13 protein-coding genes are annotated in these 20158 nt (G+C 53.7%); 11 read left to right on the plus strand and 2 right to left on the minus strand.

The window, feature by feature from the left end:
- Window positions 1-72: 72 nt before the first annotated feature.
- The 7 genes from M975_RS06240 to M975_RS06270 all read left to right on the plus strand — a co-directional run bounded on the left by M975_RS06240 (window position 73) and on the right by M975_RS06270 (window position 12601).
- On the plus strand, window positions 73-1269 hold the full coding sequence (locus M975_RS06240) for a nitrate- and nitrite sensing domain-containing protein (protein WP_064557987.1): 1197 nt from the start codon (window positions 73-75) through the stop codon (window positions 1267-1269).
- 239 nt (window positions 1270-1508) lie between these two features.
- Window positions 1509-2759 carry a CmpA/NrtA family ABC transporter substrate-binding protein gene (locus tag M975_RS06245; protein ID WP_064557988.1) on the plus strand — a complete coding sequence of 417 codons (1251 nt, stop codon included), beginning with the start codon at window positions 1509-1511 and terminating at the stop codon, window positions 2757-2759.
- 10 nt (window positions 2760-2769) lie between these two features.
- Window positions 2770-3651, plus strand: coding sequence for a nitrate ABC transporter permease (gene ntrB / locus M975_RS06250; RefSeq protein WP_064557989.1), 882 nt, complete (start codon window positions 2770-2772; stop codon window positions 3649-3651).
- Window positions 3652-3661: 10 nt separating this feature from the next.
- Entirely contained in the window at window positions 3662-4450 is a 789-nt protein-coding gene (locus M975_RS06255; RefSeq protein ID WP_064557990.1) for an ABC transporter ATP-binding protein, read from the plus strand.
- 10 nt (window positions 4451-4460) lie between these two features.
- Window positions 4461-8528, plus strand: a complete 4068-nt coding sequence (gene nirB / locus M975_RS06260) for a nitrite reductase large subunit NirB (RefSeq protein ID WP_074388331.1) — start codon at window positions 4461-4463, stop codon at window positions 8526-8528.
- Window positions 8525-11122, plus strand: coding sequence for a nitrate reductase (locus tag M975_RS06265; protein ID WP_064557991.1), 2598 nt, complete (start codon window positions 8525-8527; stop codon window positions 11120-11122). The genes nirB and M975_RS06265 overlap by 4 nt, the downstream gene beginning before the upstream one ends.
- 78 nt (window positions 11123-11200) lie before the next feature.
- Window positions 11201-12601, plus strand: coding sequence for a YchO/YchP family invasin (locus M975_RS06270; RefSeq protein WP_074388332.1), 1401 nt, complete (start codon window positions 11201-11203; stop codon window positions 12599-12601).
- Window positions 12602-12647: 46 nt separating this feature from the next.
- On the opposite strand, the gene narL is transcribed toward M975_RS06270, so the two are convergent.
- A complete protein-coding gene (narL, locus tag M975_RS06275; RefSeq protein WP_064518454.1) occupies window positions 12648-13298 on the minus strand; it encodes a two-component system response regulator NarL in 651 nt (216 codons plus the stop codon).
- Window positions 13291-15075 carry a nitrate/nitrite two-component system sensor histidine kinase NarX gene (narX, locus tag M975_RS06280; protein ID WP_064557992.1) on the minus strand — a complete coding sequence of 595 codons (1785 nt, stop codon included), beginning with the start codon at window positions 15073-15075 and terminating at the stop codon, window positions 13291-13293. Before narX ends, narL begins: the two co-directional genes overlap by 8 nt.
- Before the next feature lie 309 nt (window positions 15076-15384).
- Between narX and narU the strand changes: the two genes are divergently transcribed.
- The 4 genes from narU to M975_RS06300 all read left to right on the plus strand — a co-directional run bounded on the left by narU (window position 15385) and on the right by M975_RS06300 (window position 20030).
- Window positions 15385-16779: a nitrate/nitrite transporter NarU gene (gene narU / locus M975_RS06285; RefSeq protein WP_064557993.1), complete on the plus strand. Its 1395-nt coding sequence runs from the start codon at window positions 15385-15387 to the stop codon at window positions 16777-16779.
- A gap of 196 nt (window positions 16780-16975) precedes the next feature.
- Window positions 16976-17683, plus strand: coding sequence for a GntR family transcriptional regulator (locus M975_RS06290; RefSeq protein ID WP_064557994.1), 708 nt, complete (start codon window positions 16976-16978; stop codon window positions 17681-17683).
- Window positions 17684-17691: 8 nt separating this feature from the next.
- Window positions 17692-18666: a sugar phosphate isomerase/epimerase family protein gene (locus M975_RS06295; protein ID WP_064557995.1), complete on the plus strand. Its 975-nt coding sequence runs from the start codon at window positions 17692-17694 to the stop codon at window positions 18664-18666.
- A gap of 98 nt (window positions 18667-18764) precedes the next feature.
- Complete coding sequence (locus M975_RS06300) at window positions 18765-20030, plus strand: MFS transporter (protein ID WP_064557996.1); 1266 nt, start codon at window positions 18765-18767, stop codon at window positions 20028-20030.
- Window positions 20031-20158 lie beyond the last annotated feature (128 nt).

A 20158-nucleotide genomic window follows, 5' to 3' on the forward strand; every position in this document is an offset into this window, starting at 1 on the left:
CCTTTGCCCCTCAAGGCATGTTTCTTGCTTATCTGAATGACTCAAATCATCACTCGCCGTTCAGGAGCGTTTATGAATTCAACCGCCCGTGACTTTTTAATGGTGGCGCAAACCCGAGGGCGCGAGCAGTTGCAGGACATTCTGCAAATCGGGCAGCTTACCGGACGGATAGCCAGGCTTGCACACATGCTACAACGTGAGCGCGGGGCTTCCAACATCTGGCTGTGTTCATCGGGCCACTTGTTTGGTGCCGAACGGCAGCGTTGTATGCAGGAAGTTGACCACGAACTGGGTCTTTTCAAACAGGCGATTGAGCAACCAGATTACCTACCCGGCAGTGCGCTGTTGGTCAGTCTGGCCTGCGCCCTGCATTACCTTGAGTATTTACCGGTGCTGCGAACAAATATTGCAGAGCAGCAAATCACGCCGCTAAAGGCGATGGAGCAATTCAATATCACGCTGCGGCACTTGCTCAGTATTGTCCCCGAAACCAGCAACGTGGTGGACGATGCAGGCGTTGCTCGTACGCTTGCGGCATTGTTCAGTTTTATGCAGGGCAAAGAGTTTGCGGGGCAGGAGCGGGCGATTGGTGCACTCGGTTTTACGCAAGGGGAATTTAGCGACACGCTGCGCCAGCAACTGGTGGATCGTATTGATAGCCAGCAACGCTGTTTTGATGTGTTTTGCACCATGGCCGATGAACCGCTGCGCCTGCAATACCAGGCCTGTGGCGAACCATGCCGGGAAACCGAGCAGCTCAGACGCATGGCTTGTACTCGCCTCCCGGCTGATGGTGATAAGGCGCTGCTGGCATTACGCTGGTTTACGCTGTTAACCAGCAGAATTGATGCCTTAAAAGAGGTGGAGGATAAACTTATCGACGCCGTGATGGCGCAGGTGCAGCAGGCGCTTGGCCAGGTTTTACAGCAAACCCCCCTTAACGATAACGAATTTGCTCACTGGGTTGCGGGGCGAGGCGGCAACCACAGCGAGCACTATCTTGACCGCCATCTTCTGCCGCTGGTACGCCAGCAGGCCCAACAACTCGAAACCATGGCACAGCAACTGGCGTCGCTTCAGGCCACGGTGAATGAGCGAAAAGTGATAGACCAGGCAAAAGCGTTGCTGATTCGCCATCAGGGATACAGTGAAGAACAGGCCTGGCAAACGCTGCGCAAAATGGCGATGAACCAGAATAAACGCATGGCAGAAGTCGCGAGCGCGATGGTTTCCGTAGCCGACATCTGGCAGCTACCTACTAAGGAGTAGTTGCACAAAGGGTGGGCAATTAGTGCGTTTTGGTGGTGCGAATGGCCACGTGTTTTCTCGCAAAAGCACGGATTCACAGGCTTCCCAAACTGGCACGCGAGTTGCAATAACCTATTGAATCTAACTTTTACCTGAATTGCGCCAATGGCGGTGTGCTTCAGGTTGGACAAAGGCGTCCCTCAATGTGCTGACCCACATTGATGGGCGCTTTTTTTTTACCTTTTGTCAGGATGAAGCCGATGAGCAAAAAAACCATAACTTTGTCGCGCCGTCGATTTCTACAGGCGGGTGCTGTATTAGGCGGGGCGTATTTACTGCCGGGCATGATCAATTCCGTGTGGGCTGCGGGCAGCGATAAACCGGAACAAAGCACAGTAAAGGTCGGTTTTATCCCACTCACTGACTGCGCATCAGTGGTGATGGCCTCGGTAAAAGGCTTCGACAAAAAATATGGCATCTCGATTGTACCGAGCAAAGAAGCAAGCTGGGCGGCGGTGCGCGACAAAATGGTTTCCGGTGAACTCGATGCTGCCCATGTCCTGTACGGCCTGGTTTATGGTCTGGAGATGGGTATCGCCGGTAAACAACAATCGATGGCGAACCTGATGACGCTCAATAACAACGGTCAGGCCATCTCCCTTTCGATGGATCTTACAAAGCAGGGCGTGACGGATGCGCAAAGCCTGAAAAAACTCGTGGCCAGCAAAGAGCCGGGAAGTTTCACCTTCGCGCATACCTTCCCGACGGGTACCCACGCGATGTGGCTCTATTACTGGCTGGCACAGGCGGGCATTAACCCGTTTACCGACGTGCGCACCGTGGTGGTGCCCCCACCGCAAATGGTCATGAACATGCGCATCGGCAATATGCAGGGATTTTGCGTCGGTGAACCCTGGAACCAACGGGCAATCAGCGATGGCATCGGCTTCACCGCTGCAACCTCGCAATCAATCTGGCCGGATCACCCGGAAAAAATCCTCGGTACCCGCAGTGCCTGGGTTGAACAAAACCCCAATACCGCACGAGCGTTAGTCGCCGCCATTCTTGAGGCATCGCGCTGGATTGATGCCAGTGACGACAACCGACGCGAAACTGCAAACGTGCTCGCCGGGCGGGCATATCTCAACACCAAAGCCGATTTCCTGACCGGGCGCATGCTCGGGCAATACGACAACGGCATCGGCAAGAAATGGCAGGACGACCACGCAATGCACTTTTTCCGCGACGGCGAAGTGACCTTCCCGTGGCTTTCTGACGGTATGTGGTTCCTGACCCAACACCGCCGCTGGGGCTTGCTGGACCACGACCCTGACTATCTTGCTGTCGCTCGCCGCATCAACCGTATCGACATCTATCAACAGGCTGCTAGCGCCGTGGGCAACATTTCTGTTCCTACAAGCCAGATGCGCACCAGCACCTTGATGGATGGCAGTACCTGGAACGGCAGCGACCCTGCCGCTTACGCCGCAAGTTTTGCCATTAAACGCTAAGGGGAATGAGATGAACAATTCTGCACACAAACCGCCCACCACGGCGCTTAGCGCCCCGGTTGGGGAAGTGATAACACTACCGCCCGTCACCATTCGCCGCCGTAAACCACAATGGCGCCAGTTTATCCTTGGCCTTTTTGAGCGCCTGATCCCCGCGGTTCTTGGTATGGGGTTACTGGTGGTGGCATGGCAAATCGCAGCGCTGAACAGCAAAGGTTTCCCGACGCCGCTAAGCACACTGGAATCAGCCATTACGCTGTTTTCCGACCCATTTTACAACGCCGGGCCAAACGACCAGGGGATTGGCTGGAACATTCTTGCCTCGCTCCAGCGTGTCGCCGTTGGGTTCGGACTCGCCGCCATTGTCGGTATACCTGCAGGCTTCCTGATTGGTCGCTTTACCTTCTTAGCCCGCATGTTTAACCCGATTATCTCGCTCTTGCGCCCGGTCAGCCCGCTGGCCTGGCTGCCGATTGGTCTGCTGCTGTTTCAAAAAGCGGAGCCTGCCTCGAGCTGGACTATTTTCATCTGTTCCATCTGGCCGATGGTGATTAACACCGCCGAAGGGGTGAAGCGCATCCCGGACGATTACCTCAACGTGGCCCGGGTACTGAAACTTTCCGAATGGACGGTGATGCGGAAAATTTTGTTCCCGGCCGTTTTACCCGCTGTTCTCACGGGTGTGCGTTTATCCATCGGCATTGCATGGCTGGTGATCGTCGCCGCCGAAATGCTGACTGGGGGGCTTGGGATCGGTTTTTGGATCTGGAATGAGTGGAACAACCTCAACGTCGAAAACATCCTCATCGCGATTGTGATTATCGGCGTGGTCGGGCTGCTGCTCGAACAGGGTTTAATGCTGCTGGCGCGTCGCTTCAGCTGGGAAAAATAAGGAGAAGAACATGAAGAAAATCATCCAGGTTCAGAATGTTAGCCAACGTTTTTCCACTGCCAGTGGCGAATTTTTAGCCCTGAGTAACGTCAGTTTTGATATCGCCGAAGGTGAAACCATCAGCCTGATAGGGCACTCGGGTTGCGGCAAATCCACGCTGCTAAATTTGATTGCCGGGATCACTTTGCCATCAGAAGGCGGGTTGTTGTGCGACAACCGAGAAATCGCCGGGCCGGGGCCGGAGCGCGCCGTAGTGTTCCAGAACCATTCACTGCTGCCATGGATGACCTGTTTTGAAAACGTGGCCCTGGCGGTGGATCAGGTTTTTTGCCGCACCATGAACCGCGCCGAGCGCCGCGAATGGATAGTTCACAACCTCGAACGCGTGCAAATGGGCCACGCGATAAACAAACGACCCGGTGAAATATCCGGCGGCATGAAACAGCGTGTCGGCATTGCCCGTGCGTTGGCGATGAAACCGAAAGTGCTGCTGATGGACGAGCCGTTCGGGGCGCTGGATGCTTTGACGCGTGCCCATTTGCAGGATGCGGTAATGCACATACAACAGGAGCTGCACACCACCATCGTACTGATCACTCATGACGTTGATGAAGCCGTTTTGCTCTCCGATCGCGTGCTGATGATGACCAACGGCCCGGCGGCCACGGTGGGTGAAACGCTGCATGTCGATTTGCCGCGCCCGCGCAACCGCGTCGAACTGGCAGAAGACAGCCGTTACCACCATTTGCGCCAGCAGGTGCTGCGTTTCCTGTACGAAAAGCAGCCGAAGGCTGCCTGAGGAACGGCTCATGAAGCAACGTCTGATTGTTATCGGCAACGGCATGGCGGCAATCCGCCTGGTGGAGCAAATTGTGGTGCGAGCAGCGGGGCGATTTTCTATCACCCTTTTTGGTGAAGAGCCCGCTCTGAGCTACAACCGCATTTTGCTCTCGCCGGTACTTGCCGGGGAAAAACCTGCCAGTGCAACGCAATTACACACTGCGGCCTGGTATCGTGCCCATGATATCGAGCTGTTAACCGCTGAAGCGGTGTTGGACGTTGATACAAAGCGCCAGATTGTGCGCTCGGCAAAGCGTGCGCTTGAGTACGACGAACTGGTTTTCGCCACCGGCTCACGCCCGTTTATTCCGCCAATAGACGGCCACACATTGCCCCACGTTCACGGCTTTCGCACGCTGGCTGATGTTGACGCCATTCTTGGTGGCGAAGGCGATGCCGTAGTACTTGGCGGTGGTTTGCTGGGTGTGGAAGCGGCGGCTGCACTTTGCGCGCGCGGTATTCCCGTCACTCTGGTGCACCGCCAGCCGTGGCTGATGGATATTCAGCTTAATCAACAGGCGGGCGTGCTGCTTGAACAGCATCTTGCCGCTCGCGGTATTGCCTGCCAGTTAAGTTGTGGCATTGAGCGCATCAACGCAGACAGTGTGTTGCTGAGTCATGGCGACGTGTTGCCTGCCGGGCGGGTGGTTATCGCCACGGGGGTGAAACCGAATATTTCTCTGGCACAACAGGCCGGGCTGGACTGCACACGTGGAATTACCGTCGATGCGCAACTGCGCAGTGCAACACCGCACGTCAGCGCATTGGGTGAATGTTGCGAAATTGATGGGCAGACATGGGGCCTGGTGGCGCCATGCCTGCAACAAGCCGATGTATTAGCCGCTCGCCTGTGCGGAGAAATCAGCGATGACTTCCACTACCTGGATCGTGGCACACGCCTGAAAGTGAGCGGCATCCCGCTATTTTCCGCAGGCGAAATCCGCGAGCAGCCAGACTCGCGTGTTCTTACCGCTTTTGATCCCCTGACAAAACATTATCGCTGCCTGCATCTGCGCGGTGACAGGCTGGTTGGTGCGTTACTGCTGGGGGATATCACACCCGCCAACGCGCTGACCGACATTTTACTCAACGCGGCACCCGTTACGCCTGGCGTGCTGTTTGATGAATACCACTCTGATGAGCAGCCGCCGGCTGCCGGAAATGACGACATGACAAAAGAAACGCTGGTAGTAATTGGTCACGGCATGGTCGGGCACCATTTTCTGGAGAAGTGCGTGGCACTGCAACTGCATAAGCGCTACCACATTGTTGTGTTTGGTGAAGAGCGTTATCCGGCCTATGACCGCGTCCATCTGTCGGAATATTTTGCCGGGCGCAGTGCTGACTCACTCTCGATGGTGCAAGGAGATTTCTTTAACGAATACGGCATTGAACTTCGTTGTAACAGCAAAATCGTGGCGGTTGATCGCCAGCAACGCCTGGTGCGTGACAACGACGGGCGCGAGACTTACTGGGACAAATTAGTGCTGGCGACAGGCTCATTTCCGTTTGTGCCCCCTGTGCCGGGGAACGATCTTGCTGGCTGTTTTGTTTACCGTACGCTCGACGACCTCGATGCCATCGCGCAACGTGCCCGCAATGCCACGCGCGGGGTGGTGATTGGTGGTGGGTTATTGGGGCTGGAAGCCGCCAATGCCCTTAAACAGCTGGGGCTGGAAACCCATGTGGTGGAGTTCGCGCCCAACCTGATGGCGGTGCAACTCGATAATTCCGGGGCCGCGATGCTGCGCGAGAAAATCAGCGATATCGGCGTTCAGGTGCATACCAGTAAAGCGACAACAGCGATTACCGATGCTGACGGTTTGCAACTCAATTTCGCCGATGGAGAAACGCTCAGCACCGATTTAATCGTCTTTTCAGCCGGTATCCGCCCGCAAGATGCGCTGGCGAAAACGTGCGACCTGGCGCTTGGTGAACGCGGTGGCGTGGTGATTAACGACCAGTGCCAGACCAGCGATAACGCAATTTATGCCATCGGTGAATGTGCTCTGTGGGAAGGGAGAATCTTTGGTCTGGTCGCACCGGGCTACCAGATGGCGCGTGTTACGGCGGCAACGCTTGCCGGGCAAGAAACGGCTTTTCGTGGTGCGGATATGAGCACCAAACTCAAATTGCTCGGCATTGATGTGGCGTCATTTGGCGACGCTCACGGGCGCACACCCGGCAGCCAAAGCTACCAGTGGACTAACGGCCCGCAGCAGATCTACAAAAAAATCGTGGTGTCTGCCGATAATAAAACACTCCTTGGCGGCGTACTGGTGGGCGACAGTCAGGAATATGCCACGCTGCTGCAAATGATGCTCAACGGCATGGCGCTCCCTGCACAGCCCGAAAGCCTGATCCTGCCTGCGTCGGCAGGTGGCGCGCCGAAGGGGCTGGGCGTGGCAGCACTCCCCGATAGCGCGCAGATTTGTTCATGCCATAACGTCAGCAAAGCGGATATTTGCTCTGCCGTGAGCAACGGTGCGGGCGACATGGGCGCCATTAAAACCTGTACCAAAGCAGCAACGGGCTGTGGCGGTTGTTCAGCCTTGGTGAAACAGGTGATGGAATACCAGTTGCAAGAGCAGGGCGTTGAAGTGAAAAAGGATATTTGCGAACACTTCCCGTTCTCGCGTCAGGAAATCTACCACCTGGTGCGCGTTAACCATATCCACAGTTTCGAACAGCTGATAAGCCGTTACGGTCATGGTCACGGCTGTGAGATTTGCAAGCCACTGGCAGCCTCGGTGCTGGCTTCGTGCTGGAACGAGTACCTGCTCAAACCGGCACATCTCCCGCTTCAGGACACCAATGACCGCTATTTCGCTAATATCCAGAAAGACGGGACTTACTCCATTGTGCCACGTGTACCTGCCGGGGAAATCACGCCGGACGGGTTGATTGCCATCGGGCAGGTGGCAAAACGCTACCAGCTTTACAGCAAAATTACCGGCGGCCAGCGCATCGACCTGTTTGGCGCACGCCTTGAAGAACTACCCGCCATTTGGGAGGAACTGGTCGCGGCAGGCTTTGAAACCGGGCACGCCTACGGCAAATCGTTGCGTACCGTGAAGTCTTGCGTGGGGTCAACCTGGTGTCGCTACGGTGTACAGGATTCTACCGGCCTCGCCATAGAATTAGAGAATCGTTACAAAGGCCTGCGTTCCCCGCACAAAATCAAAATGGCAGTCTCCGGTTGCACCAGGGAATGCGCCGAAGCACAGAGCAAAGACATTGGTGTGATTGCCACTGACAAAGGCTGGAATCTCTACGTTTGCGGTAACGGCGGCATGAAACCACGCCACGCCGATCTGTTTGCCAGCGATCTCGACCGTGAAACGCTTATCCGCATCATCGACTGCTTGCTGATGTTTTACATCCGCACCGCCGACCGTTTGCAACGCACCAGCACCTGGATGGATAACCTCGAAGGCGGCATTGAATATCTGCGCGACGTCATACTCAACGACAGCCTGGGCCTTGCCGATGAACTGGAAAAAGAGATGGTGGCCGTAGTGGACACTTACCAGTGCGAATGGCAGACCACGCTTAACAGCCCCGATCGCCTTGCGCTATTTCGTTCTTACGTCAACAGCGAACAGCCGGATGAGGCGGTCCAACGCCAGACGCTGCGCGGGCAGTTGCAGCCGGTAAATGAAGTGGTGCAACACCAGGCGGTCGTCCCCGTTAAACCCTGGCACGCGGTGTGTGATATCAGCGCCATTCCTTTGCAGGCAGGCATTGGCGCGCGTTTAGGCGAGCTGCAAATCGCACTGTTCCGCTTTGGTGATACGATTTATGCGCTTGATAATCTTGAACCGGGCAGCGATGCCAACGTACTTTCCCGAGGAATAGTGGGTGACGCTTCCGGCGAGCCGATTGTGATTTCCCCGCTCTACAAACACCGTATTCGCCTGCGTGACGGGCGCACGCAGGACGGGGAGCAGGCTGTTCGCGCCTGGCCGGTGAAAGTAGAACAAGGCACCGTGTGGGTGGGGAGTCAGGCGCTTATCTTGCGTGCGGAGGCATCATGAATACGGTGGTGCGCTCTACTTGCCCTTACTGTGGTGTCGGGTGCGGGGTAGAAGCCCGGCCAGCAGTCAACGGCGGCCACGAGATTATCGGTGATAAACAGCACCCGGCAAATTTTGGTCGGCTGTGCGTCAAGGGGGCAGCGCTGGGGGAAACACTCGGTCTGGAAGGGCGTTTGCTTTATCCCGAAGTGGACGGAGAGCGCATGACCTGGAACGCTGCGCTCGATGAAACGGCCAGCCGCCTGCAGGCCATTATTGATGAGTTCGGTCCAAAAGCGGTGGCGTTTTATGCGTCCGGTCAGTTGCTGACCGAGGACTACTACGCGGCCAATAAACTGATGAAGGGGTTTATCGGGGCGGCCAATATCGACACTAATTCACGGTTGTGTATGTCGTCGGCGGTGGTGGGGTACAAGCGGGCATTGGGTGCGGACTTTGTGCCTTGTAGCTATGAGGACCTGGAGCAAACCGACCTGGTTGTGCTGGTGGGATCGAATGCTGCATGGGCGCATCCGGTGCTGTATCAACGCCTGGTGCAGGCAAAAAAACTGCGCCCGCAGATGAAAGTGGTGGTTATCGATCCGCGCCGTACCGCCACCTCTGACATTGCCGATTTGCACCTGGCGTTGCGCCCCGGAAGCGATGCAGGGCTATTTGTCGGGTTACTGAATTATTTGCTGCAACAACAGCCGTTAATGACTGACCGCTTCGACGGGCAAAGCGATGCAACAACCCTGGCCGCAGGTTGGAGTCTGGCGAAATGTGCCGATTTTTGCCAGCTCGAAAGCGCTGCGGTGCAGACATTCTGGCAATGGTTTGCCAGCACTGACCGTGCCATGACGCTCTACACCATGGGTATCAACCAGTCATCAAGCGGCAGCGACAAATGCAACGCCATCATTAACGTGCATCTGGCGAGTGACAAAATTGGGCGGCCAGGCTGCGGTCCTTTTTCGCTGACCGGGCAGCCAAATGCGATGGGCGGGCGTGAAGTGGGCGGACTGGCAAATCAACTGGCCTGCCACATGAATTTCGAACCTGCAGATATCGCAAAGCTTGGGCGCTTTTGGGGCAGCGAACGCATTGCGCAAACGTCGGGATTGATGGCGGTTGAACTGTTCGAGGCGATAGCGCGTGGCGACGTGAAAGCGGTGTGGATTATGGGCACCAACCCGGCGGTGTCGCTACCGGATAGTTCCCGCGTGGCGCAGGCGCTGGCGAGTTGCCCGCTGGTGATCATCTCCGATGTCGTGCGCAATACGGACACCTCGCGCTTTGCCACAGTCAGGTTCCCGGCGCAGGCCTGGGGGGAGAAAAACGGTACGGTAACTAACTCGGAGCGCCGTATTTCACGCCAGCGTGGGTTTTTACCCTCGCCAGGCGAAGCCCGTGCCGAGTGGTGGATGATTTCGCAAATCGCCCGTCGCCTGGGATACGCAGAAGCCTTTAGCTGGCAGCACGCTCATGAAATTTTCTGTGAACATGCCGCGCTCTCCGGATATGAAAATAATGGCAGCCGAGCCTTTGACATCAGTGGCCTGGCACACCTGAACCTCGAACAATATGACGCGTTAGAACCGGTGCGCTGGCCTGTAACCACAGCCAGTACCCCGGCATTCAAAAGCTGGCGCTCCAACGGTAAGTTTCAACTTGTCCCCGTCGAACCGGAGTTGCCTGAGGCCCTCGCCGACCATCGTTATCCATTGATACTGAATACCGGGCGCATCCGCGATCAGTGGCACACGATGACGCGCACTGGCGGTGTGCCACGGCTAATGCAGCACATCAATATGCCGCTTATCGACATTCACCCACACGATGCAAAACGTTACGGTGTCACTGAAGGCGATCTGGTACGAATCGCCTCGCGCCAGGGCGGGATGGTGGCGCGTGTACAAGTGAGCGACAGCCAGTTGCCGGGAAATGTGTTTGCTCCGATGCACTGGAACCAGCAATTCTCGCGACGAGGCCTGGTCAATGGACTGGTGGCAGGGGTTTGCGACCCGCATTCCGGGCAGCCAGAAAGTAAACAAACGGCGGTGCGCATTCAGCGCTGGCAGCCTGCGTGGCGTGGGGAGATCTTCGCTCGTGAAAAGATTGAATTTACCGATGAAGTTCAGTGGTGGCGGCAGACTTCACATGGCGTGCAGCACTTTGTTTGTGCCGCCGAAAACCTGCCAGCAGCATGGGCTGAAACCTTAACCGCAGGCCGGGGCTGGCAATTGCAGTATGCTCGCGGTGACGGCGATTTTTACCACTTGCTTGCGTGGCACAATGGTGAGCTACAGCTGGCATTTTATGCAGCAAAAGGGTGGCCTGATATCAACACCAGTGCGGTGGTTTCCGCCTTTGAAAGTGCGCCGACAACCGCCGCCAGCCGTCACCTGCTATTAGCCGGGAAATCGGCAGGTGTACTAAGAGATGCAGGTGCAACCGTGTGCAGTTGCTTTGGCGTAGGGGAGAAAACGATTCTTTCGGCAATCGCAACGGGTTGCCAGTCAGTCGGGCTGCTGGGTGAAAAATTACGTTGTGGCACCAACTGTGGTTCATGCATTCCTGAACTCAGGGCATTAATCGCTAAAGCGGCCAAATAACGGCTTAATATTCACCGGACAAATCTGTGTTTGCCAGTTTGGGAATGATTTGCTGTGGCGTGATGTTATAATTTCCAGATGTTTAGAAAAGCCGTTCCATTTTTTACCCTGTCTTATCTACTCCTCAGCGCAGGAGGGGCTGCCAGTACCCGGCAGACTTTTATCGAGAAAGCCGAAAACCCTTTCGACCAGAGAACTGAACAACTGCCCGATTTGGGTCTTGCGCCGGAATCCGACGCTGCGGCGCGTGAAATCGCCGCTATGGCGAAGAAATTCGCTGAAGACAGTATGGTCGATAACGGGCTGGATACTGGCGAACAAGCGCGGATGTTTGCCTTCGCGCGTCTGCGTGATGTGCTGGCTGATAAAGTGACCAGCGAAGCCGAGTCACTGCTGTCGCCGTGGGGGAAAGCCAGTATCAATTTGCTGGTGGATGAGCACGGTAACTGGGACGGTAGCAGCGCCTCGCTGTTTACACCGTGGGAAGATAACAACCGTTATCTGACCTGGAGCCAGGTGGGATTTACGCAGCGCGACGATAGTGCAATTGGTAACCTGGGCGCCGGGCAACGCTGGGTGGCGGGCAACTGGCTGCTTGGTTACAACGCCTTCTATGACAATCAACTCTCCAGCAATTTACAACGTGCAGGGTTCGGGACCGAAGCCTGGGGCGAATATTTGCGCCTGTCGGCAAACTATTACCAACCGCTCTCTGGCTGGCAGTCAGGAAACAGTGAAACGCTCGAGCAGCGCCTGGCGCGTGGCTATGACGTGACCGCACAGGCATGGCTACCGTTTTATCGCCATATCAATACCAGCGTTAGCCTTGAGCAGTATTTTGGCCAGAACGTTGACCTGTTTGATAGCGGCACCGGTTATCGCAACCCGGTGGCGGTGACGATGGGACTCAATTACACGCCAATCCCGCTACTGACGTTAACCGCCCAACATAAGCAGGGGGAAAGCGGCGTTTCACAGGACAATCTTGGTCTCAAAGTGAATTACCGTTTTGGCGTGCCGGTGGAAAAACAGCTTTCTGCGGCTGAAGTCGCGACCACCAGTTCACTGCGTGGCAGCCGTTATGACAACGTAGAACGTGATTCTCTGCCAGTGATGGAATACCGCCAGACGAAAACGTTGTCGGCATTTTTAGCCACACCGCCATGGGAATTACAGTCCGGTGAAACGGTGGCGTTAAAATTACAAATTCGCGCCAGCCACAACGTTCGTAGCATTACCTGGCAGGGTGACACCCACGCGCTTAGTTTGACGCCGCCTGTCGATAACCGCGACAGCGATGGCTGGAGCATTATTATGCCGGCGTGGAGTGAAACTGAGCCGAATGAGTATCGTTTGTCGGTGGTGATTGAGGACAGTAAGGGCCAGAAAGTGACGTCAAACTGGATTACGTTGAAGCTGGCACCGCCGCTTATCGTTAACCCTGTTGATGATCCACGTTATGAGCTGTTGCCGGAATAGCAGATAGTGTCGGATGTCGCTTACGCTAATCCGACACTATTTATCATCAGAAAATCCGATCCTGGTGCACCCAGACTGCCGCTTCCACGCGGGACTTAAGCTTCATCTTCTTGAGCAAATGCTTAACGTGAACTTTCACCGTGCTTTCGGTAATATCCAGGCGGCGAGCAATCATTTTGTTCGGCAAACCCTGGGCGATGAGTTTGAGAATATCGCGTTCGCGTGGCGTCAACAGGTTCACATCACGATCGGAAGTGGCACGGTTGGCGCGCAAACTTGCCGCCAGCACGGGCGTTAACGCCTCGCTCAGTACCATCTCTCCGGCAGCTGCTTGTTGCAGCGCTTTGAGCAAATCTTCTGGCTCCATATCTTTTAACAGATAGCCGTCAGCCCCACGTTTTAGTGCGGTAACCACATCTTCTTCATGATTCGAAACGCTGAACACTACGATGCGGCCTGACAGCGGTTTCTCACGCAGGCAATCGAGCGTTTCCAGACCATTCATCCCCGGCATATTCAAATCCAGCAAGATTAAATCCGGGTCGAGTTCCTCGGCAAGCAGTACGCCTTGCTCACCGTTGCCCGCTTCACCGACAACCGCCAGTTCCGGCGCCATACTGATGAGCTGCTTAACGCCAGTGCGCAGCATGGGATGATCGTCGATCAACAAAATGGTCGAGGCTTCCGGGTTACTCATGATTGGCTCCAGTGGTTATTTCGGGGATAAAGCTGACGATGACTTCGGTACCGCCGCCGGAACGTGTTCGCACCTGGCAATCGCCTTTCAGGCTTTGCGCGCGGTCACGCATAATAATTAATCCGTAATGGTTACGGCGGTCACCGTTGTCGGGAATACCCCGACCGTTATCCCATATGGTTAAGGTAATTTGGTTTTCATGGTAAATCACGCTGGCCCCACATGCGGTTGCGCTTGCGTGTTTCAGGCTATTGTTCAGTGCTTCGCGAGTAATTTGCACCAGATGAATAGCCTGATGCGACGGGACAAGGCGCGGTGGAACCTGGTAATTGAGGTTCACCGGGAAGCCGAGCTTTTCACTAAATTCACGGCAGCTTGCTTCAAGCGCGGGACGCAGCCCAGGCTCGGTTAATTGCAGGCGGAAAGTGGTCAGTAATTCGCGTAATTGCCGCCATGAGGTGTTGAGTTCGCTGCGCATCTGGCCGAGTAACGTCTGCGTTTGGGCAGGCAGTGTCTCGCCCTGCATTTGCATACAGCTGACCTGCATTTTCAGGCAGGAAAGGGATTGTGCGATGGAGTCGTGTAATTCGCGGGCAATGGCTGAACGCTCTTCCATCACCACCAGCTGCTGCTGGCGTTCGTACTGCCGCTCAAGCGCCAGCGTGGCGGTGAGTTGTTCCATCAGCGTTAAGATCAGTTGCTGTTGATCGTGCGTCAGGCTACGGCCGAGCGGTAACTGGGCGAGCACCAGGCCATATTGGATATGGTTGTCGGTTAAACGCCATTTTTGCGCGGTGGTTTCACCTGCCTGCAAAGCGGGCTCACGCGGGCAGAGGTTACACCCGCTGGCTTCGCAACTGCTGTCAGGCTGATAGGTATACTCTTCGTAATTCTCTTCGTCTTCATACTCATAGACCCGCAGCTCAATGTTACGCAACGGTGTCAAATGCTGTAATTCGCTCAGCACCGGAGAGAGCCGCTGGCACAGGGGAGCCTGCGAATGCAAACGGCGGTTAGCCTGATAGAGAAACGACAAAATCTGGTTTTTTTGCTCCAGCCCGGCGGTTTTCTCACGCACGCGCTGCTCAAGGCTGGCGTAACTTTCGGCCAGTTCCTCAGACATGCTGTTTAGCGCAATGCCGAGCGTTGCCATTTCATTACGCCCACGGACATTCACGCGATGGGTGAAATCCCGTTGCCCGATGGCCTGCGCCATTGCCAATAACTGCTGCCACGGGCGTAAAAGCCGTTTGCGTAACCAGATGACGGTGAAAATAATCAGCAACCCCATCAATACCGCCATGCCAAGTTGCAGCTGGATAATTCGATGCAGGCGCAGTTCGGTGGTGTGATCAAAGGTAGTCACCAGTTGGTCGATGCGTTCGACAAAACCCGCCACGTGTGGTTTCACCTGGTCGGAGTTTTTCGCCCGTCGCAGCGCAGGCTCTAACTCTTCGCGCCAGTAATGTTGTAGCGCGGCTAACTTCTCTTGCTGACCGTCCTGTTCGGCTGCTTCTTTTAAATCCGCACTCCAGGTGGTTTGTTCCATCTCATCAAGCAGGACGTTATCTTTTTCGTTAAGTGGGATGGCGGCCAGCAGGCGATAGCTTTGCATGCGCATCGAACCGGCTTTATTGATAGCGTGCGCGTTTCCCTGAATACCTTGTGCCAGCCAACCCGCAAGACTCATACCCGCGACACCCAGCAGCGCCAGCAACAGCACAATTAATGCCAGCTGGTTGAACAAAGTGAGGGGAGAGAGCAGGCGTTTTAGCATCGACAGGTGAACTCCGGAGTGTGGAAAAGCATGTTGCGGGTATTCTCAGACATCCCCTGGAGTATACCCATACCCCTTAAGGATTACCCACTAATTGCCAGAAGTGGCATGTTGCGGAGTAAGGTGGCTAACACCTGTAGTCAGCCGTGTGAAAAACCACACTATTTTCATATTTTCGCCTTACCCACAAAGAATGACGGTGATTTTTTAACCGTTATTCAGATGGTTTATCCCTTGATTCACATCAATTTTTATTCTTGATTACCCCCTACTGTGGCGGCAATTACTCATACTTTTTTTGAGGTGTTTATGTCACAGTCACCCGATAGTCGCTCAAAAACGGGATCGCTCATTACCGAATGGCGACCGGAAGAACCTGCATTCTGGCAAAGCAAAGGCCATGGTATTGCCAGCCGCAACTTATGGATTTCCGTTCCTTGTCTGTTGTTAGCATTTTGCGTGTGGATGCTGTTCAGCGCGGTTGCGGTAAACCTGAATAAAGTGGGTTTCAACTTCACCACTGACCAGCTGTTTATGCTAACCGCGCTGCCGTCTGTTTCCGGTGCATTATTACGTGTGCCTTACTCCTTTATGGTGCCGGTATTTGGTGGCCGCCGCTGGACGGCATTCAGCACCGGGATCTTAATCATTCCTTGTGTATGGCTTGGCTTTGCGGTGCAAGACCCGGCGACACCCTTTAGTGTCTTTATCATCATTGCGTTGCTTTGCGGTTTTGCGGGCGCGAACTTTGCGTCGAGCATGGCGAACATCAGCTTCTTCTTCCCGAAAGCAAAACAGGGCGGAGCTCTGGGCATTAACGGCGGATTAGGCAACCTGGGTGTGAGCGTGATGCAGTTAGTTGCGCCGCTGGTGATCTCACTTTCTATGTTCGCCGTGTTTGGCGGAACGGGCGTTGAGCAGGCTGACGGCACCATGCTGTTCCTCGAAAACGCCGCATGGGTGTGGGTGCCGCTTCTGGCTATCTTTACCGTTGCGGCCTGGTTTGGAATGAACGACCTGGCAACGTCCAAAGCCTCTTTAAAAGAGCAGTTGCCGGTTCTTAAACGCGCGCATTTGTGGATTATGGGCGTGCTGTATCTGGCGACCTTCGGTTCGTTTATCGGTTTTTCTGCCGGTTTTGCGATGCTGGCGAAAACCCAGTTTCCTGATATCAATATTCTGCACTTCGCCTTCTTCGGCCCGCTGTTTGGCGCGCTGGCGCGTTCGGCGGGTGGGGCCATTTCTGATCGCTTTGGTGGGACGCGTGTTTCCCTGCTGAACTTCATCTTTATGGCGATTTTCAGTGCGCTGCTGTTTACCACGCTGCCACACAATGGCGTGGGCGGTAACTTTATTGCCTTCTTCGGCGTTTTCCTGATGCTGTTCCTGACGGCCGGTCTGGGGAGTGGTTCTACCTTCCAGATGATCTCCGTTATCTTCCGCAAGCTGACCATGGACCGCGTGAAAGCGCAGGGCGGCACTGAAGAGCGTGCATTGCGTGAAGCGGCAACCGATACAGCTGCAGCACTGGGCTTTATCTCAGCCATTGGTGCCATTGGCGGGTTCTTTATTCCGAAAGCATTTGGTACATCCCTCGCGCTAACCGGCTCGCCTGCGGGCGCGATGAAAGTCTTCCTCGTGTTTTACATTGTTTGCGTGGTGATTACCTGGGCTGTTTATGGCCGTAAGTCAGCACGTAAATAATGACCGATTGACCATTTTGGTTATCCCTTGCGCGGCTTAGGCCGCGCTTTTTTTTGCCTGCAATTCCTCCGCGATCTAACTTTATTCTGCGAGAAACCTCACATTTAGAATAACTACCCCGCCAGACACCATTGTCACATTCGCTGGCTAAGAGTACCGTGACGACAAATCTGGTTTAAACCAAATGGATTAAAACATGAAAAGCCATTCCACCGTAGAGACGGCAAAAGAGATGCTCAATGACTGGCTGAGCAAAGGGGTCGTCCAGCCGGGCGGTAAATTACCTTCCGAGCGTGAGCTGGAAGAATTACTGGGCATCAAGCGCATGACACTGCGACAGGCGTTGCTGTTTCTTGAAGGGGAAGAAAAGATCTTTCGTAAAGATCGTCGCGGCTGGTTTGTGGCCTTGCCGTGTTTCAAATACACCCCCAACACTTCGACCAGTTTTAAGCAAGCAGCTCTGGAGCAGGGGCGTTTGCCGTCCTGGGGCTTTCTGGAAAAAGAACGGGTTTACACCGCAGAACCGGAAATTTTGTCGCAGCTGAATGTAAAAGACGGTGATGAAATCTACAAAATCTGCGGTTGGGGAGCGCTGGATAACCATAAAGTTTTCTATCACGAAACCTTTATCAACGCGCAGTCCGCTCCCGGTTTTATCGACAAATTAGGCGATCGTTCTTTTGTTGATGTGTGGCAAGAAGCCTTCGGCAAAAGCTCGCACACGCAGCATTTAGCTTTTAAACCCACCCGACTTTCGGCAGGCGCTTGCAAAGGGATGGGCGGCACGGCGGGGACTCCGTCTATCCGGGTTGAAAAATACCGCGCCGACGAAGCCGGGCAAGTTATTCAGGTTGATATCGAATATTGGCGTTTTGAATCAGTAGAGTTTTATATCGATTTATAGGAGTTTCCATGAACAACATCCAGGCTACAAAAATTGTCGATCGCGCTGCAAATTTGCCGCTGTATCTGCATGCCTATGCGTTTCATTTAAACATGCGTATGGAGAAGATTCTGCCGGAAGACTTGCTGGATATTGCCAGCCAACAGCAACTGAAAGGGGTGAAAATTCATGTTGTGGATGGAGAAAGCCAGTCTTTAAGGCATGCCAGCGATGAGCGGCTTGCGAATTTTGCAGAAAAATCGCGCCAGTTGGGGTTGGATGTTCACATCGAAACCAGCGCCTCAGATGCCCGAACCATTGACGAGGCCGTGAGAATTGCGCTGAAATCGGGGGCGACTTCGGTGCGGTTTTATCCGCGCTATGAAGGGACACTTTCTGAGGTAATGGAAATCATTGCTCAGGATATTCAATACATTAAAGTAAAATACCAGCATAGCGGCCTGACATTTACGCTTGAGCAACACGAAGATTTGCAAAGCCACGAACTGGTGAAGCTGGTTCAACAGGCTGACTTTCCACAGCTTTCCCTGTTGTTTGACTTTGCCAATATGATTAATGCCAACGAAGAGCCGCTTGACGCGCTGGCGGTGATGGGAAAAGAAGTCACTCAGGTGCATATCAAAGATGCGTTAATCAATCACGAAGGTGAAGGGCGCGGGCATACGGCCTGTATTTCTGGGGAAGGCGAATTACCGTTTAAAGAGTTATTACTGCAATTAATTTGTCTGGGCGAAGATCAACCGCAAGTCACCGCATTCGGTCTGGAAGAAGAAGTGGATTATTACGCTCCAGCATTTCGTTTTACCAACGAAGATAAAAACCCGTGGATTCCATTGCGCCAGATGAGTGAAACCCCGTTGCCAACCTCCGGATTGGAAGAAAGATTAAATAAAGAAATTGACGACGCCATGAATCAAATAATGCATGTGCGTAATATTCTTGGCGAACTTCATAAAGATGCTGTGGCTATTTTAAGAAAGTAATTAATCCAGAAAATTTAAATTCAGCTGTCTCACCTTTCGTGAGGTCACTGTACTCTCAATATAATAATTAATTCCGCTAATTCAGGGTGGGGTGTCTTATGCTATCTAAAAAAAGATGGACTATATTTAGCTTGTTGGTTCTGTGCGGCGGCACAATATATAAACTGCCGTCATTGAAAGACGCATTTTATGTTCCTATGCAGGAGTATTTTCACCTGACAAACGGTGAGATTGGTAATGCGATGTCGGTTAACTCCATTGTCACGACTATTGGTTTCTTTTTATCAATTTACTTTTCTGACAAATTACCGCGCCGCTTTACCATGTCGCTTTCGCTGATTGCGACGGGTCTGCTGGGGATCTACCTCTCTACCATGCCGGGCTACTGGGGGATACTTTTTGTCTGGGCGTTGTTCGGCGTGACCTGCGACATGCTCAACTGGCCGGTGTTGCTAAAGTCGGTGAGTTTGCTGGGTGACAACACTCAACAGGGGCGCTTATTTGGCTTCTTTGAAACCGGGCGAGGGATTGTCGATACCGTTATCGCATTTAGCGCCCTGGCGGTGTTCACCTGGTTTGGTAGCGACTATTTCGGGTTTAAAGCCGCAATATTGTTTTACTCTTTCATCGCAATTCTGGTCGGTGTGGTTATTTTCTTTGTATTAAAAGAAAGCCCGGAAGAACAAGTGGCTAAACAAGAGAAAGCAGAGAAAAAAGAAGCTAATCCAGGTCTGGGTAATGTATTAAAAAACAAAACTGTCTGGTTAATCGCTTTTAGTGTGTTCTGTGTTTATGCGGTGTATTGCGGATTGACTTTCTTCATTCCATTCTTAAGAAATGTCTACGCTCTACCGATTGCATTGGTAGGGGCGTACGGGATTATCAACCAATATTGTTTGAAAATGGTAGGCGGTCCTATTGGTGGCTTAATTGCTGACAAGGTTTTAAAATCTCCCAGCCAGTATTTGTTCTATACTTTTATTATTAGCGCTCTGGCGTTGGTTGCCTTGATATTACTGCCGCATGAGCAAATGCCTGTTTATTTAGGCATGGCCTGTACCCTGATGTTTGGCGCGGTCATTTTTACTCAGCGAGCGGTATTCTTCGCCCCTATCGGTGAGGCGGGAATCAGTGAGAAAAACACCGGTGCGGCAATGGCGTTGGGAAGTTTTATCGGTTATGCCCCAGCGATGTTCTGCTACAGCTTGTATGGCTACATCTTAGATACCAACCCAGGGTTATTGGGCTATAAAATCGTGTTTGGTTTGATGGCTGTTTTCGCCTGCGCCGGGATTGTGATTTCGGGTCTGCTTATCAAAAATATTCGTGGGCAACGCAAAGCTGAACCGCTAACCTCTGTCTGATTGTGACACCATTCAACATGGGGCTTCTCTGCAAGGGGAGCCCCATTTTTTTGCTTCCATGCCCGCAATATTGGCGGACTTACCCCTTAATACTCAGTCGCTCAGATTTCTACTCCTTACAGAATATA

The sequence above is a fragment of the Buttiauxella brennerae ATCC 51605 genome (assembly GCF_001654925.1).
Classification (GTDB): domain Bacteria; phylum Pseudomonadota; class Gammaproteobacteria; order Enterobacterales; family Enterobacteriaceae; genus Buttiauxella; species Buttiauxella brennerae.

Excerpts from the sequence above, each read along its gene's own strand:
- M975_RS06240 (WP_064557987.1), top strand. The coding sequence starts at position 73 with ATGAATTCAACCGCCCGTGACTTTTTAATGGTGGCGCAAACCCGAGGG.
- M975_RS06245 (WP_064557988.1), top strand. The coding sequence starts at position 1,509 with ATGAGCAAAAAAACCATAACTTTGTCGCGCCGTCGATTTCTACAGGCG.
- ntrB (WP_064557989.1), top strand. The coding sequence starts at position 2,770 with ATGAACAATTCTGCACACAAACCGCCCACCACGGCGCTTAGCGCCCCG.
- M975_RS06255 (WP_064557990.1), top strand. The coding sequence starts at position 3,662 with ATGAAGAAAATCATCCAGGTTCAGAATGTTAGCCAACGTTTTTCCACT.
- nirB (WP_074388331.1), top strand. The coding sequence starts at position 4,461 with ATGAAGCAACGTCTGATTGTTATCGGCAACGGCATGGCGGCAATCCGC.
- M975_RS06265 (WP_064557991.1), top strand. The coding sequence starts at position 8,525 with ATGAATACGGTGGTGCGCTCTACTTGCCCTTACTGTGGTGTCGGGTGC.
- M975_RS06270 (WP_074388332.1), top strand. The coding sequence starts at position 11,201 with ATGTTTAGAAAAGCCGTTCCATTTTTTACCCTGTCTTATCTACTCCTC.
- narL (WP_064518454.1), bottom strand. The coding sequence starts at position 13,298 with ATGAGTAACCCGGAAGCCTCGACCATTTTGTTGATCGACGATCATCCC.
- narX (WP_064557992.1), bottom strand. The coding sequence starts at position 15,075 with ATGCTAAAACGCCTGCTCTCTCCCCTCACTTTGTTCAACCAGCTGGCA.
- narU (WP_064557993.1), top strand. The coding sequence starts at position 15,385 with ATGTCACAGTCACCCGATAGTCGCTCAAAAACGGGATCGCTCATTACC.
- M975_RS06290 (WP_064557994.1), top strand. The coding sequence starts at position 16,976 with ATGAAAAGCCATTCCACCGTAGAGACGGCAAAAGAGATGCTCAATGAC.
- M975_RS06295 (WP_064557995.1), top strand. The coding sequence starts at position 17,692 with ATGAACAACATCCAGGCTACAAAAATTGTCGATCGCGCTGCAAATTTG.
- M975_RS06300 (WP_064557996.1), top strand. The coding sequence starts at position 18,765 with ATGCTATCTAAAAAAAGATGGACTATATTTAGCTTGTTGGTTCTGTGC.